General features: G+C 70.7%; 14 protein-coding genes. 5 read left to right on the top strand and 9 right to left on the bottom strand.

The features are described 5' to 3' along the window. Together ABT116_RS30980 and panB are read right to left on the bottom strand one after the other, a co-directional pair. Positions 1-719, bottom strand: a 719-nt coding sequence (locus tag ABT116_RS30980) for an ATP-binding cassette domain-containing protein (RefSeq protein WP_351640604.1), incomplete at its 3' end; no start/stop codon positions are given. Between the two features lie 145 nt (positions 720-864). Continuing rightward, positions 865-1,740: a 3-methyl-2-oxobutanoate hydroxymethyltransferase gene (panB, locus tag ABT116_RS30975; protein WP_351640603.1), complete on the bottom strand. Its 876-nt coding sequence runs from the start codon at positions 1,738-1,740 to the stop codon at positions 865-867. A gap of 204 nt (positions 1,741-1,944) precedes the next feature. Between panB and ABT116_RS30970 the strand changes: the two genes are divergently transcribed. The 4 genes from ABT116_RS30970 (at position 1,945) to ABT116_RS30955 (ending at position 6,840) form a co-directional block, all read left to right on the top strand. Next, positions 1,945-3,546: an MFS transporter gene (locus tag ABT116_RS30970; RefSeq protein ID WP_351640601.1), complete on the top strand. Its 1,602-nt coding sequence runs from the start codon at positions 1,945-1,947 to the stop codon at positions 3,544-3,546. Positions 3,547-3,615: 69 nt separating this feature from the next. After that, entirely contained in the window at positions 3,616-4,254 is a 639-nt protein-coding gene (locus ABT116_RS30965; RefSeq protein ID WP_351640600.1) for a TetR/AcrR family transcriptional regulator, read from the top strand. Between the two features lie 179 nt (positions 4,255-4,433). Next, complete coding sequence (locus ABT116_RS30960; protein ID WP_351640598.1) at positions 4,434-5,486, top strand: endonuclease/exonuclease/phosphatase family protein; 1,053 nt, start codon at positions 4,434-4,436, stop codon at positions 5,484-5,486. Between the two features lie 136 nt (positions 5,487-5,622). After that, complete coding sequence (locus ABT116_RS30955; RefSeq protein ID WP_351640596.1) at positions 5,623-6,840, top strand: MFS transporter; 1,218 nt, start codon at positions 5,623-5,625, stop codon at positions 6,838-6,840. A gap of 106 nt (positions 6,841-6,946) precedes the next feature. On the opposite strand, the gene ABT116_RS30950 is transcribed toward ABT116_RS30955, so the two are convergent. From ABT116_RS30950 to ABT116_RS30920, 7 genes are all read right to left on the bottom strand, one after another. Beyond that, positions 6,947-7,522 (bottom strand): O-methyltransferase, encoded by a 576-nt coding sequence (locus ABT116_RS30950; protein WP_502983962.1) that lies wholly within the window; start codon positions 7,520-7,522, stop codon positions 6,947-6,949. A 99-nt stretch (positions 7,523-7,621) separates the two neighbouring features. Next, the gene (locus ABT116_RS30945; RefSeq protein ID WP_351640594.1) at positions 7,622-8,017 is read right to left on the bottom strand and encodes a VOC family protein; all 396 of its coding nucleotides are present in this window, start codon (positions 8,015-8,017) and stop codon (positions 7,622-7,624) included. Then, positions 8,014-8,316, bottom strand: a complete 303-nt coding sequence (locus ABT116_RS30940; protein ID WP_351640593.1) for an ArsR/SmtB family transcription factor — start codon at positions 8,314-8,316, stop codon at positions 8,014-8,016. Before ABT116_RS30940 ends, ABT116_RS30945 begins: the two co-directional genes overlap by 4 nt. Before the next feature lie 55 nt (positions 8,317-8,371). Continuing rightward, positions 8,372-10,126: an NAD+ synthase gene (locus tag ABT116_RS30935; RefSeq protein WP_351640591.1), complete on the bottom strand. Its 1,755-nt coding sequence runs from the start codon at positions 10,124-10,126 to the stop codon at positions 8,372-8,374. A gap of 98 nt (positions 10,127-10,224) precedes the next feature. Further along, on the bottom strand, positions 10,225-12,168 hold the full coding sequence (locus ABT116_RS30930) for a S53 family peptidase (protein WP_351640589.1): 1,944 nt from the start codon (positions 12,166-12,168) through the stop codon (positions 10,225-10,227). Positions 12,169-12,336: 168 nt separating this feature from the next. Beyond that, positions 12,337-12,957, bottom strand: coding sequence for a DUF305 domain-containing protein (locus ABT116_RS30925; RefSeq protein ID WP_351640588.1), 621 nt, complete (start codon positions 12,955-12,957; stop codon positions 12,337-12,339). Further along, entirely contained in the window at positions 12,954-13,619 is a 666-nt protein-coding gene (locus tag ABT116_RS30920; protein ID WP_351640586.1) for a thioredoxin-like domain-containing protein, read from the bottom strand. The genes ABT116_RS30925 and ABT116_RS30920 overlap by 4 nt, the downstream gene beginning before the upstream one ends. 217 nt (positions 13,620-13,836) lie before the next feature. Here ABT116_RS30920 and ABT116_RS30915 point away from each other — a divergent pair, with 217 nt between their 5' ends. After that, positions 13,837-14,286 (top strand): RrF2 family transcriptional regulator, encoded by a 450-nt coding sequence (locus tag ABT116_RS30915; RefSeq protein WP_351640584.1) that lies wholly within the window; start codon positions 13,837-13,839, stop codon positions 14,284-14,286. The last annotated feature ends 142 nt before the right edge of the window (positions 14,287-14,428 follow it).

The raw sequence follows: 14,428 nt of genomic DNA, 5'->3' as shown, positions 1-14,428 counted from the left end.
CGCAGCGCCCGGCCGCCGACCTTCGCCTTCAGCGCCTCGATCGCGCCCCCGGCGATGACCTGGCCGCGGTCGACGACCGTCAGCTCGGAGGCGAGCTGCTCGGCCTCCTCCATGTACTGGGTGGTGAGCAGCACGGTGACCCCGTCGCCGACCATGCGCTTGACCTCGTCCCACACCTCGTTGCGGGTGCGGGGGTCGAGGCCGGTGGTCGGCTCGTCGAGGAAGAGCACGGCCGGCCGGCCGATCATCGACGCGGCCAGGTCCAGCCGGCGCCGCATTCCCCCGGAGTACGTCGCCGCCGGCCGCTTGGCCGCCTCGGTCAGCGAGAAGCGCTCCAGCAGCCCGTCGGCACGGGCACGGGCCTCCTTGCGGGGCAGATCGAGCAGCCGCCCGATCATGTACAGGTTCTCCCAGCCCGAGAGCTTCTCGTCGACGGAGGCGTACTGCCCGGTGAGCCCTATCACCCGCCGCAGCTGCCGCGGCTGCCGTACGACGTCGTACCCGGCCACCGTGGCCTGCCCGGAGTCGGGCGCCAGCAGGGTGGACAGGATCCGCACCAGGGTGGTCTTCCCGGCCCCGTTCGGCCCGAGCACCCCCATCACGGTGCCCTCCCGCACCTCCAGGTCGACCCCGTCCAGAGCCTTGGTCTCCCCGTAGTGCTTCACCAGCCCCCGCACGGTGACAGCGGCGCCGCTGGTCTGTGTGTCGATTCGCGTCATGAGACAGACCGTCGCAGGCCCCACCGACAAATCACCGACAAGCCGCCGACAGCCTCTGTCGGTGGTCCCGGCGAAAGGGAACAGCCCGTCGACTGGGGGAGATCGACGGGCTGTCCGTGGTACCGCTGTGGCTCTCTGTGACTCCCTAGTGGACGGAGTTCTCCTCCTGCGGGAACGTTCCGCCGACGACCTCGTCCGCGAACGCCTTCACCGCGTCGCCCATGACCTCACGCAGGTTGGCGTACTGCTTCACGAACTTCGGCACCCGCCCGCCGGTCAGACCGAGCATGTCGGTCCACACCAGCACCTGCGCGTCGGTCTCGGGGCCCGCCCCGATGCCGACGGTCGGGATGTGCAGCACTCGCGTGACCTCGGCGGCCAGCTCCGCCGGAACCAGCTCCAGCACCACCGCGAACGCACCCGCGTCCTGCACGGCCTTCGCGTCCCGCAGCAGCTGCTGGGCCGCCTCCTCGCCCCGCCCCTGCACGCGGTAGCCCATCGCGTTGACCGACTGCGGGGTCAGCCCGATGTGCGCCATGACCGGGATGCCGGACTCGACGAGCAGCCGGATCTGCTCGTGCGACCGCTCGCCCCCCTCCAGCTTCACGGCCTGCACGCCCGCCTCCTTCACCAGCCGGGTCGCCGAGCGCAGCGCCTGCACCGGACCCTCCTGGTAGGAGCCGAAGGGCAGGTCGCCGACGATCAGGGCACGGGAGGTGCCCCGTACGACCGCCGCCGACAGCATCGTCATCTGGTCGAGGGTGACGGGCACGGTCGTCTCGTACCCGAGGTGGCAGTTGCCCGCCGAGTCGCCGACGAGCATCACCGGGATCCCGGCCTCGTCGAACACGGACGCCGTCATCGCGTCGTACGCGGTGAGCATCGGCCACTTCTCGCCGCGCTCCTTGGCGGCGGCGATGTCGCGCACGGTGATACGGCGGGTGCCCTTGCCCCCGTACAGCGCCTTGCCGCCGTCGGAGGACTTCTGCTGAGCAGTCTGGGCAGCCGGAAGCTGCGTCATTGCACGGCTCCTAACACGTCATCTCGAGGCGCCCTGACGGCGTCCCCGGACCACGTCCATGGTGGCACCTCGTGCCACCGAGGGCTAGGGGAGCCCCTGTGAGTTCCTTCCTCGGAGCCCGGACGGCAAAAGCCGCGTAAGATCCGGGTAAGAGAATTCCAATACGAGACGGTCTCGTATCGAAATGGTTCTAGGCTCGCCTTCATGACTACTCCTGCCGATCCGGCCGCCCCCACCGGCCCGCGCGTACCGGAAGCGGTGCACCGGCGCCGCTGGGCGATCCTCGGCGTGCTGATGCTGAGCCTGCTGATCGTCGTGCTCGACAACTCGATCCTGAACGTCGCCATCAAGACGATCTCCACCCCGGCCCCCACCGGCCTGGGCGCCACGCAGAGCGAGCTGGAGTGGGCGATCAACGCCTACACCCTCGTCTTCGCGGGCCTGCTGTTCACCGCCGGGCTGCTCGGCGACCGGCTGGGCCGCAAGAAGGTGCTGCTCGGCGGTCTCGCCGTGTTCGGCATCGGCTCCGCGTTCGCCGCGTTCTCCGGCTCGCCGGCCGAGCTGATCACCTTCCGGGCGGTGATGGGCCTGGGCGCCGCGTTCGTGATGCCCGCCACCCTCGCCGTCCTCATGAACGTCTTCGAGCGCGAGGAGCAGCCGAAGGCCATCGGCATCTGGGCGGGCGGCGTCGGACTCGCCATCGCCATCGGCCCGATCACCGGCGGCGTGCTGCTCGACCACTTCTGGTGGGGCTCGGTCTTCCTCATCAACGTGCCGATCGTGCTGCTCGCACTCGCGCTGATGCTCTGGCTGGTGCCCGACTCGCGCGACCCGAACCCCGGCCGGGTCGACCCCGTCGGCGTGGTGCTGTCCGTCGTAGGCCTGGTCCTGCTCGTCTACGGCATCATCAAGGGCGGCCAGCTCGCCGACTTCACCGACGCCAAGGTGCTGTCCACCATCGGCGCCGGTCTCGCCGTACTCGTCGCGTTCGTCGTGTTCGAAAAGCGCAGCGACCATCCGTCGATAGACGTCACGTACTTCAAGAACAAGGTCTTCTCGGCCGCCATCGCCGCCATCGCGCTGGTCTTCTTCGCCCTGATGGGCGTGACCTTCTTCTCCGTCTTCTACACCCAGAGCGTGCGCGGCTACTCGCCGCTGCAGACCGGTCTGCTGATGCTGCCGCTGGCCGCCGCCCAGATGATCTTCGCGCCGCGCGCCCGGCTGGTGGTCGACCGCATCGGCAACAAGGCCACGACCACGGCCGGCCTGCTCGTCATCGCCGCCATGCTGGCCGCCTTCGCCGCCCTGGACGCCGACACACCCATCTGGATCCTGGAAGTGATCTTCTTCCTGATGGGCACCGGCATGGCGCACATCATGACGCCGGTCAGCGTCGTCATCATGCAGGCCCTGCCCCGCGAGAAGGCCGGCTCCGCCTCCGCGCTCAGCAACACCTTCCGGCAGGTCGGCGGCGCCCTCGGCATCGCCGTCCTCGGCTCGGTGCTGTCCACGGCGTACCGCACGGGCATCGAGGACAAGCTCGGCGCCCTCCCCCCGGCGCTGCGGCACACCGCGGGGGAGTCCATCGAGGCCACGCTCGGCATCGCGGACAAGCTGGGCCCGCGGGGCGAGTCCCTGGTCACCCCGGCGTACGACGCGTTCCTGCACGCGATGCACATCACCGCCCTGTGGGGCGCGGGCGTCGCCGTGCTCGGCGCGGTCGTCGTGGCGCTGTTCCTGCCGGGCAAGCCGCCGGCGGCCCAGGGGACCGAGGACGAACAGGAGTTGTCGCACACCAGATCGTAGGACTGCGGGAGAATTCACCTCCGCGCAGCACGCAACGGCCGCCGCCGGGTCAGGAAAGGAAGCAGCGACGTGAGCCTCGCCGAACGGCACCCCCCGCACGACGGTCCCGCGAGGGGACGTCCCAGAAGCGAGGCCGTCGAGCGCGCCATCATCGAGGGCGTGATGAAGCTCCTGGAGGAGGGCGTGCCCCTCGCGGAGCTGTCCATCGAGCGCATCGCCCGCACCGCGGGCGTCGGCAAGGCCACCATCTACCGCCGCTGGAGCGGCAAGGAGGAACTCTTCGTCGACGTCGTGCGCACCGCCGAACCCCCGGACCCGCCGCTCCCCGGCACCTCCATGCGCGACGACCTCGTGGTCCTGCTGGAGCAGGTGCGCCGGCGCGGTCTGGCCAACCGCTCCTCGGCGATCCTGCACAGCGTCCAGGCCCAGATGAAGAGCAGCCCGAAACTGTGGGCGGCGTACCACGCCACCGTCGTCGCCCCGCGCCGCCGGCTCGGCCTGGAGGTCCTCGGTCGCGGCCAGGAGAACGGCGAACTGCGCGCGGACCTCGACCTGGAACTGCTCAACGACCTGTTCGTCGGACCGATGCTGTTGCGCGCCGTGCTGCACACCGACGCCGACCTCCCCGACGACCTCGCCGAGCAGGTCGTCGACACCCTGCTCGAAGGCCTACGCCCCGTCAGTTCCGAGTCCCACCGGCCCGGCTGAGTGTGCGCGTTTCGTCACAGACGGCGCTTTCGGCGGGCGTGACCGGAACTCTCCTCGGGGACTCGGACGTCATCGCCCCCGTACGGCCGTCACAGGACGGCGGGAACGGAACGGATCATCCCCTAGGGTCGTAAGGACACGGGGGCGATGGTGTGCACGGCAGGCAGTGAGGCGACGGTATGGCGCAGCAGGCGTACATGACGGAGACGGACAACGGCGGCTCGGGGCCCGAGCACCGGGGAACCCGGCTTCGGCGCCTGTTCGACCGGCTGGCGGGCCCCTGGCGGGGCGACCCGCGGATCTGGCGGCGCGGCCTGTTCGTCGCCGCGGGCGCGGTGCTGCTGGCCCTGGTCATGGTGCTGCACTCGCGCATCCCGAACATGATCGGCAACCTGGGCAGCCTCACCGAGACGTTCCTGCCCTGGCTGGGCCTCCTCGTCCCGGTGCTGCTCGTCCTCGCCCTGGTCCGCAAGTCCGCGACCGCGCTGATCGCGGTGGTGCTGCCGTCCGTGGTCTGGCTGAACCTCTTCGGCGGCCAGCTCAGCGACAAGACCGCCACCGGCGGCGACCTCACGGTGGTCACGCACAACGTCAACGCCGACAACCCCGACCCGGCCGGCACCGCCCGTGACGTGGCCGCCTCCGGCGCGGACGTCCTCGCCCTGGAGGAGCTGACACCGGCCGCCGTCCCGACGTACGAGAAGGCGCTGGCGCCGACGTACCGCTACCACTCGGTGCAGGGCACGGTCGGGGTGTGGAGCAAGTACCCGCTGACCGGCGTGCGGGACGTCGACCTCGACATGGGCTGGACCCGCGCGATGCGCGCCACCGTGACCGCCCCGGCCGGACAGGTCGCGGTCTACGTCGCCCATCTGCCGTCGGTGCGCGTGAAGATGGAGGCCGGCTTCACGGCCCGGCAGCGCGACCGGAGCGCCGACTACCTCGGCGAGGCCATCGCCCACGAACCGCTGAAGAACGTCGTCCTGCTCGGCGACCTGAACGGCACGATGAACGACCGCGCGCTCAACGCCGTCACCTCGCAGATGCGTTCCACGCAGGGCGCGGCCGGCAACGGTTTCGGCTTCAGCTGGCCCGCGTCGTTCCCGATGGCGCGCATCGACCAGATCATGGTCCGGGGCCTGAAGCCGGAGAGCTCGTGGACCCTGCCGCAGACCGGCAGCGACCATCTGCCGGTCGCGGCCCGTGTGAGTGTCACCACAAGCGGTTCCTGAAACTCCCTGGTCACAGCCCTGCTGCCGGAAATCCGCGCCGAAGGCGGCAGGGCGTGGAATAGCGCGCCTGCGAGACTTTGTTCCGTACTTGAACATACGCGTACGGATCTCCAAGCAAGTCTCGAAAGGCTCATTCATGCCCCTGGCCCTGCTCGCCCTTGCCGTGGGCGCCTTCGGCATCGGTACGACCGAGTTCGTGATGATGGGGCTGCTGCCCGACGTCGCGGACGACCTGAACATCTCGATACCCAGCGCCGGCCATCTGGTGTCGGCGTACGCGCTGGGCGTCGTGATCGGCGCCCCGCTGCTTGCCGCGGTCACCGCCAAGATGTCCCGGCGCACGGTTCTGACCGGCCTGATGGGACTGTTCGTCGTGGGCAACGCCCTGTCGGCCCTCGCGCCGGACAACGGCTGGCTGCTGGCCGCCCGCTTCCTGAGCGGCCTGCCGCACGGCGCCTTCTTCGGCGTTGGCGCCGTCGTCGCGACGAGCATGGTCGCCCCCGAACGCAAGGCGCGCTCGGTCTCGCTGATGTTCCTCGGCCTGACCATCGCGAACGTCGCGGGCGTGCCGGTCGCGACCCTGATGGGTCAGCACCTCGGCTGGAGGGCGACCTTCCTCGGCGTCAGCGCCATCGGCCTGGTGGCCATCGCCGCGCTCGCGCTCCTCATCCCGCAGGACCACGAGCACGCCACCGCCAAGGGCCTGCGCGGCGAACTCGCCGCCCTGAGCTCGCTGCCGGTCTGGCTGTCGCTCGGCACGACCGTCGCGGGCTTCGGTGCCCTCTTCTCGGCCTACAGCTACATCACGCCGATGCTCACGGACGCCGCCGGCTACGCCGACGCCAGCGTCACCCTGCTGCTGGCACTGTTCGGCGTCGGCGCGACCGCCGGAAACCTGCTGGGCGGCCGCATGGCCGACCACTCCCTGCGCGGCACGCTGTTCGGCTGCCTCGCCTCGCTGGTGGTGGTCCTGGCGCTGTTCCCGCTGCTGATGCGCACGGAGGTCACGGCCGCCGTCGCCGTGATCCTGCTGGGTCTGACGGCCTTCGCCACCGGCTCCCCCCTCCAGCTCATGGTCATGGAGAAGGCCTCCTCGGCCCCGTCCCTGGCCTCCTCGGCCAACCAGGCCGCCTTCAACCTGGCCAACGCCGGCGGCGCCTGGATCGGCGGCCTGGCCCTGGCCGCGGGCTTCGGCGTCACCTCCCCGGCCCTGACCGGTGTGGCCCTGGCCGTTCTCGGACTGGCCGTGGCGTCGCTGGCCTACGCGGTGGACCGCCGCCGGGCCCCGGCCACCGGGCGCGAGCGGATCGTGGCGAGCCACGTCCCGCAGGAGGCGGAACCGGTGCACCACTGACGGCTTCCGGCACACGGCAGCCTGTGGGGCCGGCTCCCCACGGTCTGCCGCCGTTTTTCGTCAGGCGGCGGCCTTGGGACAGACCCACGGGCTGCCGCTTCTTCGTCTACCGGGCCGTCTGCCGCCGCGCCGCGACGACCGCCGAACTGGTGGGAGTGGTGAGGACCTCGGCCGCGTCCAGGTCCGGATGGGTGAGGTAGAACAGGCGCAGCTCGTCCACCTCGCCCTCGAACCGGGGCGGCCACTCGGCCGAGGGAGTGAAGTCGTCCAGGACGAGAATCCCCCCGGGGGCGAGCAGCTCGACGACCCTGCGGGGGTCGTCCCGCTTGCCGCCGCCGTCGCAGAAGAACACGTCGAACGGGGCGTGTCGTTCGAGTAGCCGCCAGTCACCGGTCAGCACGCTGACGCGGCTGTCGTCGGCGAACACCCCGGCCGCGCGACGGGCGAGAACCTCGTCCCGTTCCACGGTGACGAGCCGCGCACCGTCCCCGAGGCCGCTGTGCAGCCAGGCGGTCCCCACACCCGACCCGGTGCCGCTCTCGGCGACGACCCCGCCGGGCTTGGCGGCGGCGGCCGTCCTCAGCAGCCTGCCGACCTCCCGGATGCAGCTCTTCCCGAACCCCGCCTCGACGGCGAGGCGTTCCGCGGCCAGAACACGCGCCGGAACAACCCGCTCGCTCATGACCAACCCCCACTTCACGGTGGGCCCGACGCTATCTGACCGCCTGTCAGTACGTCGGCGCGTTGGTCGGGTTCGGCGAAACCGCCCGGTACCGCCGGACTACTCCTGCGGCTGGGTCGCGATCTGGATGAGGTTGCCGCAGGTGTCGTCGAAGACGGCCGTGGTCACCGGGCCCATGTCCAGGGGCTCCTGGGTGAAGCGGACACCGAGGCCGCTGAGGCGCTCGTACTCGGCGCGGACGTCGTCGACGGCGAACTGGGCCACCGGGATGCCGTCGGCGGCGAGCGCGTCGCGGTAGGGCTTGACGGCCGGGTGGCCGGCGGGTTCCAGGAGCAGCTCCGTGCCGCCGGGGTTCTCGGGGGAGACGACGGTCAGCCACCGGTCCGTCTCGCCCACCGGGACGTCGTACTTCTTCACGAAGCCGAGGACCTCGGTGTAGAAGCGGAGCGCTTTGGCCTGGTCGTCGACGAAGACGCTGGTGAGATGGATCCTCATGAGGTGCTCTCTTCCGGCCCGGGTGCCCCGCGTCCGAGCCATCTCTCGGTGATGTGGCGCAACGGAGCCGTGTTCAGGTCGTGGAACTTGTAGCGGCCCTCCCGCCTCGTCTCGACGAGCCCGGCGGCCTCCAGCACCGCGAGGTGCTGGGAGACCGCCTGGCGCGAGATGCCGAGCCGGTGCTTCATGCTCAGTCGCGAGCAGATCTCGAACAGCGTCTGACCGGACTTCTCCGCGAGCTCGTCGAGGATGGTGCGCCGGGTGGGGTCGGCCAAGGCTTTGAAAAGGTCATCGGCCACGACCCCACAATAGGCAAGCACTCACTTGCCTATCAAGTCCTCCCGACCCGGCAACTCAGAGCGACTCCCGCCACCCGTTCGTGATCGGCAGCCGCCGGTCCTTGCCGAAGCCCTTCGGGGAGATCTTCGTGCCCGGCGGGTACTGGCGCCGCTTGTACTCGGCCGTGTCGACCATCCGCAGCGTCTTCGCGACCAGCTCCGCGTCGAACCCGGCCGCCACGATCTCGTCCGCCCCCCGGTCCCGGTCGACGTACAGCTCCAGGAGCGCGTCCAGCACCGGGTAGTCGGGCAGCGAGTCCGTGTCGACCTGGCCCGGGCGCAGTTCCGCGCTCGGGGGCTTGGTGATCGAGTTCTCCGGGATCGGCGGGGTCTGGCCCCGCTCCCGGGCGGCCCGGTTGCGCCACTCGGCGAGGCGGAATACCGACGTCTTGTACACGTCCTTGATCGGGCCGTACGCCCCGACGGAGTCGCCGTACAGCGTCGAGTAGCCGACCGCCAGCTCCGACTTGTTGCCCGGGGCCAGGACGATGTGGCCCTCCTGGTTGGAGATCGCCATGAGCAGCGTGCCGCGCAGGCGCGACTGGAGGTTCTCCTCGGCCAGACCCGTCAGGCCCAGCGCGCCCATGTACGCGTCGAACATCGGCTCGATGGCCACGGTCCGGTAGTTCAGGCCCGTGCGACGGGCCAGTTCGGCCGCGTCGTCCTTGGAGTGGTCCGAGGAGTACTTCGACGGCATCGACACGCCGTACACGCTCTGCGCGCCGACCGCGTCGCACGCGATCGCCGCGACCAGCGCCGAGTCGATGCCGCCCGACAGGCCGATCAGGACCGACGTGAATCCGTTCTTCGCGACGTACGCCCGCAGGCCGACGACCAGCGCCGAGTAGACCTCCTCGTCGTCGTCCAGACGGTCCGCGTAGCCACCCGTGAGCTCCGGCTCGTACGGGGCGAGCGGCTCCTCGGAGAGGACGACCCGGTCGATGCGCAGACCGTCGTCGACCACGCCCGTCGGCGCGTCGGGCGACGCCGCCGGCAGGTCCAGGTCCAGGACCACGCAGCCCTCGGCGAACTGCGGGGCACGCGCCACGACCTCGCCGTCCCGGTCGACCACGATCGAGTCACCGTCGAACACCAGCTCGTCCTGGCCACCGATCATCGCCAGGTACGCCGTCGTGCAGCCGGCCTCCTGGGCCCGCTTGCGGACCAGCTCCAGGCGCGTGTCGTCCTTGTTGCGCTCATAGGGGGAGGCGTTGATGGACACCAGCAGGCCCGCCTGGGCCGAACGGGCGGCGGGGACACGGCCGCCGTCCTGCCAGAGGTCCTCGCAGATGGCCAGGGCGACATCCACGCCGTGCACCCGCAGCACCGGCATGCTGTCGCCGGGCACGAAGTAGCGGAACTCGTCGAAGACGCCGTAGTTCGGCAGGTGGTGCTTGGCGAAGTTCAGGACCACCTCGCCGCGGTGGAGCACCGCCCCGGCGTTCTGCGGCGCGCCGGCCGGCTGGCCGTACTTCGGCTGGGCGGTCGCGCTGCGGTCGAGATAGCCGACGATCACCGGCAGCTCTCCGAAGCCCTCCTCGGCCAGGCGCGCGGCGAGAGCGCGCAGCGCCGCGCGGGAGGCCTCGACGAAGGACGACCTGAGCGCCAGGTCCTCGACGGGATACCCGGTCAGCACCATCTCCGGGAACGCGACGAGATGCGCTCCCTGTTCGGCGGAGTGCCGGGTCCAGCGGACGATCGACTCGGTGTTACCGGCGAGGTCGCCCACGCCGGCGTCGATCTGGTTCAGGGCGAGACGTAGTTGAGGCACGCCGCCCAGTGTAATCGTCAGTGCGACACAATGGGGTGGTGTGAGTCACCCCACACCACCCCATGTCCCCTTGCGGAGGTCAGCGGAAGCCGGCGAAGTCAGCGGCGCCGGTACGACTCGACGTAACCGTTCGCGGGGGAGCCCACGCCGGTGACGTCGTCGTAGCCCTTCACGGCCGCGAGCGAGCTGTCCTTGCCGAGGCTGCGCACGGACGTGGACAGGCCGCCGGTGGCGTCGTAGCCGTTCACGAAGTCGACGCGGGCCACGGCGAGGCCGGAGTCCGTCGGGTTGTCGGTGACGTCGTGGTAGACCTTGGAGCCGGCCTTGGCGTAGATCGCCGGGTTGGCGAAGCCGATCGCCTTGCCGCCGCGGGCCTCCTGCGCCAGGGCCTGGATGGCCGCGATCGTCGGGGCCGCGAGCGAGGTGCCGCCGATGCGGTATTCGCTGTATGCCTGCTTCTTGCCGTCGGGGAGCGTCTGCGTCTGCCCCACCAGGAAGCCGGTGTTCGGGTCGGCGATCGCCGCGATGTCCGGGACGACCCGGTTGCCGCCCGCGCTGTTGGCCTTCGCCAGCGCGTCCGGCACGACGCCCTGCTGGTAGGTGGGCTCGGCGACGGTCCTGCTCGTGCCGCCGCCCGCGCCGGAGGTGAACGCGCCGGGGAAGTCGGTCCAGCTCTTGCCGTCGGCCGACAGGTTCGCCTTGTCGGTGCCCCAGCCGGTCTCCCAGAGGTACGTGTCGTTCTTGCCGACGGCCAGCGAGGTGCCGCCGACGGCGGTGACCCATGCCGAGTTGGCCGGGGAGTCGACCTGCTTCGTCCCGGAGCTCGCGACCTCGTCGCCGTCGTCGCCGGAGGAGAAGTAGAAGCCGATGCCCTCGACCGCGCCCAGCTGGAAGACCTGGTCGTAGGCGGCCGCGAGGTCGGGGGTCTGCGCGGCCTCGACCTCGCCCCACGAGTTGGAGACGATGTCGGCCAGGTGCTTGTCGACGACCTTGCCGAGCGCGTCGAGCAGGTCGTCGTCGTTGCAGGAGGCGGCGCCGACGTACGTGACGTCCGCGGCGGGCGCGACCGCGTGCACGGCCTCGACGTCCAGGGTCTCCTCGCCGTACCAGCCGGAGGCCGAGCAGTCCTCGGTGTCCGTGTACTTCTTGGGCAGCACCTGGTGCAGCTGGCCCGTCTTCCACGCCGCGTCGCCGTTGCGCTTGGCGTAGGTGCCGGCGTCGTAGGCGATCGTCGGGGAGGCGTACGCGTCCGTGATGGCGACCCGGACACCCTTGCCGGTGCGCGTGCCCGCGCCGTAGGCGGCCCGCAGCTGCTTGCCCGTGTAGCCCTTGACGGCGTACGGGATCTTCTTGCCGTAGGCGTCCGGGAGCGTGCTCGCGGTGGTGGAGCCGTAGTACGAGGAGAACGGCCCGGCGTTGCGGAACACGGTGTCCGGCGGAGGCAGTTGGTCGTCGTGCGTGGCCATGTGCGGGGCGTTGTCCAGCCCGGTCACGGTCAGGACGGCGTCGGCCAGGCTCTGCGGTACGGAGGCGGTGCTCGCCGGGGCGCGGTAGGTCTTCGAGCCCTTGGCGAAGTTGTGCAACTGGGTGCCGAACGCCTTCTCGGCGGCGGCCACGTCACCGCTGACGGAGACGTAGTGCCGCGTGACGCCGGTGACCTTCAGGCCTGCGGCCGTCAGCCAGGACTTCACGGCCGCCACCTGGGCCGGGGTCGCACCGAAGCGGGCCTGCGCCTGCTCGGCCGTCAGGTACTTGCCGTACGACGCCGAGCTCGGGTCGGAGACGGCCTTGGCGTAGGCGGCCAGGCCCGCGGCGTCCTTGCCGGTGAGGTAGACCCGGGCCGAGACGCGGGCGCCGTCGGAGGTGGCGCCCTTGTCCGCCCTTGCGGTGGCCCACGCGGGCCGGGTCCCGGCCAGCAGGTCGCGGAGCGGGTGGTCGGCGGCGTGGGCCGTGGGTATGCCGAGCGCCAGCGCACCGGCGAGCATCGGCAGTGTCGCTGCCAGACTCACCCCGGCGCGCACCGTGGCGCGGTTGGATCTCATGGAACCCCCTGCGGTTCGTCGTGAGTGGATCACTCGACGGTCGCCACTCTCGCGATGAACCGTTCATGCCAGGGAATGGCGCAGCCCAAGAACCGCTCTACGGAGGCCAAGAAGAGCCCAAGAGGCCGCCGGGCAGGGCGATGTGAGGCCTTACGCCCCCCCGTGTCCCTACGGCCGCGCCGTCGCGCCCCGCTCCTTGAGCATGTCCGCCATCAGCGCGATCTCCGACTGCTGCGCGTCCACCATGCCCTGGGCGAGCCGCTTCTCCACGCCGACCGCGCACCGCTCCACACACCCCTCGGCCATGTGGACGCCGCCCTTGTGATGGTCCGTCATCAGCTGGAGGTAGAAGACCTCCGCCTGCTTCCCGCTGAGCTCGCCGAGCTTCTTCATCTCGGAGTTGGTCGCCATGCCCGGCATCAGCGCGCCGTCCTTGGCGGAGGCCATGCCGCCCATGTCCATCCAGGTCATCGGCGGCTTGGAGGACACCTTCGGCAGGCCCCACAGGTCGAGCCAGCCGAGCATCATGCCGCGCTGGTTGGCCTGCGTCTGCGCGATGTCGTACGCCAGGCGCCGGACCTCCTCGTTCTCGGTGCGGTCGCGCACGATGTACGACATCTCCACCGCCTGCTGGTGGTGCACCGCCATGTCCCGCGCGAACCCGGCGTCCGCGGAGTCGGCGGAGGGCGTCCTGCCGCTGCCGTCGTCCCCCGCGACGGCGTAGGTGATCGCACCGGTCGCGACGAGCGCCGTCGCCGCGGCCCCGGCGATCAGGCCGGCCTGCCTCACTTGGACAGCCCGTTCGTGCAGGCGGCCCCCGGCTCGGGGGTCTGCTCGCCCTGGACGAACTTCTCGAAGAACTTGTCCACGTTCGGGTCCTTCGCGCCCGTCACCGTGCGCTGGTGGCCCCACGCCGAGAGCATGATCGGGTCCTTCTGGTCGTCCATCGGGCTCATCAGCGTGTACGGCGTCTTCTTCACCTTCGCCGCGAGCGCGTCGACGTCGGCCTTCTTCGCGTCGGCGTTGTACGTCACCCACACCGCGCCGTGCTCCAGCGAGTGCACGGCGTTGGTGTTCTTCAACGGCTCGCTGTAGACGTCGCCGTTGCAGTTCATCCAGACCGGGTTGTGGTCGCCGCCGACCGGCGGTTCGGAGGCGTACTTCACGGCCTTGGTGACGTGGTTGCGGGACAGCTTGCCCTCCCACGTCCTCACGCCGTCCTTGCCCGTCACGAACTTGCCCTTGCCCGAGGAGTCGCTCGTCGCGACGTCACTGCCCTTGTCGTCCTGGGACCGCACCAGCACGACGCCGCCGACCACGAGCCCGGCCACGACCACCACGCTGGCCGCGATGGTGAGGACCCGGTTGCGGCGCTCACGGGCCTGCTCGGCGCGCCGCATCTCCTCTATTCGCGCCTTGCGTCCCGTGCTGCTCTTGTTGGCGGAGCCCATGAGGTGTCCTTCGTGGGAAAAGTGACGGTCGGGTGGAGTGATCGTAGTGGGGGAGACGGGGCGCCTCGTAGAGCAGCCGCGGGAATGGGCCGAATCGATACGGCACCGACAGCCGCCCGACAGCTTCACCGGTCCCCGCGTCGCGCTCCCGCCCCATGACCCGCTCGCGGATTCCCGATAATTTGAGCGGCAGATTCCCATTACATACGCTGCCCGCATGCGGCTGCTGCGCTCCACCGACCTCGCCCTGCGGGTGCTGATGCGGCTCTCCGTCGCGGGCGGGTCGAGTCCGACGACCCGGGACGTCGCGGACGGTATGGACGTGCCGTACACCCACCTGGCGAAGGTCGTCGCCGAGCTCCAGCACATGGGTCTGCTGGAGGCCCGCCGCGGCCGGGGCGGCGGCCTCACCCTCACCGAGCAGGGCCGTACGGCCTCGGTGGGCGCCGTGGTCCGCGCCTTCGAGGGCGGCGGTGACGTGGTCGACTGCGAGGGCCCCACGCCCTGCCCCCTCAACGCCGCCTGCCGCCTGCGCGGTGCCCTGCGCCGGGCCCAGGAGGCGTTCTTCACCTCCCTGGACCCGGTCACCGTGGAGGACATCGTGGCGGAGCCGACGGGCGCGCTGCTGCTGGGAATCTCGCGGGGCCCCGGCCCCGGTGACGTCTAGGGCCTGTCGTTTGGATCAGGCCGCAGGGAATCGGCGGATTCTTTCAGCGCCGGTGAGCGGGGCCTGGTGCGTGGAGCTGCAAGGCGGAGGAGGGAGTCGACGCGGAGCGTCGGTGACCGACGACAACGCCGCAGTTGCGCGT

It is taken from the genome of Streptomyces sp. NPDC002130 (assembly GCF_040296465.1).
GTDB lineage: Bacteria > Actinomycetota > Actinomycetes > Streptomycetales > Streptomycetaceae > Streptomyces.
Note: the sequence above shows the minus strand (reverse complement) of the source record. Positions and strands in the feature narration are given on the sequence as shown.

What these genes read in the sequence shown, in the direction of transcription:
- panB (WP_351640603.1), bottom strand. Translation starts at nt 1,740, where the DNA reads ATGACGCAGCTTCCGGCTGCCCAGACTGCTCAGCAGAAGTCCTCCGAC.
- ABT116_RS30970 (WP_351640601.1), top strand. Translation starts at nt 1,945, where the DNA reads ATGACTACTCCTGCCGATCCGGCCGCCCCCACCGGCCCGCGCGTACCG.
- ABT116_RS30960 (WP_351640598.1), top strand. Translation starts at nt 4,434, where the DNA reads ATGGCGCAGCAGGCGTACATGACGGAGACGGACAACGGCGGCTCGGGG.
- ABT116_RS30955 (WP_351640596.1), top strand. Translation starts at nt 5,623, where the DNA reads ATGCCCCTGGCCCTGCTCGCCCTTGCCGTGGGCGCCTTCGGCATCGGT.
- ABT116_RS30950 (WP_502983962.1), bottom strand. Translation starts at nt 7,522, where the DNA reads ATGAGCGAGCGGGTTGTTCCGGCGCGTGTTCTGGCCGCGGAACGCCTC.
- ABT116_RS30945 (WP_351640594.1), bottom strand. Translation starts at nt 8,017, where the DNA reads ATGAGGATCCATCTCACCAGCGTCTTCGTCGACGACCAGGCCAAAGCG.
- ABT116_RS30930 (WP_351640589.1), bottom strand. Translation starts at nt 12,168, where the DNA reads ATGAGATCCAACCGCGCCACGGTGCGCGCCGGGGTGAGTCTGGCAGCG.
- ABT116_RS30920 (WP_351640586.1), bottom strand. Translation starts at nt 13,619, where the DNA reads ATGGGCTCCGCCAACAAGAGCAGCACGGGACGCAAGGCGCGAATAGAG.
- ABT116_RS30915 (WP_351640584.1), top strand. Translation starts at nt 13,837, where the DNA reads ATGCGGCTGCTGCGCTCCACCGACCTCGCCCTGCGGGTGCTGATGCGG.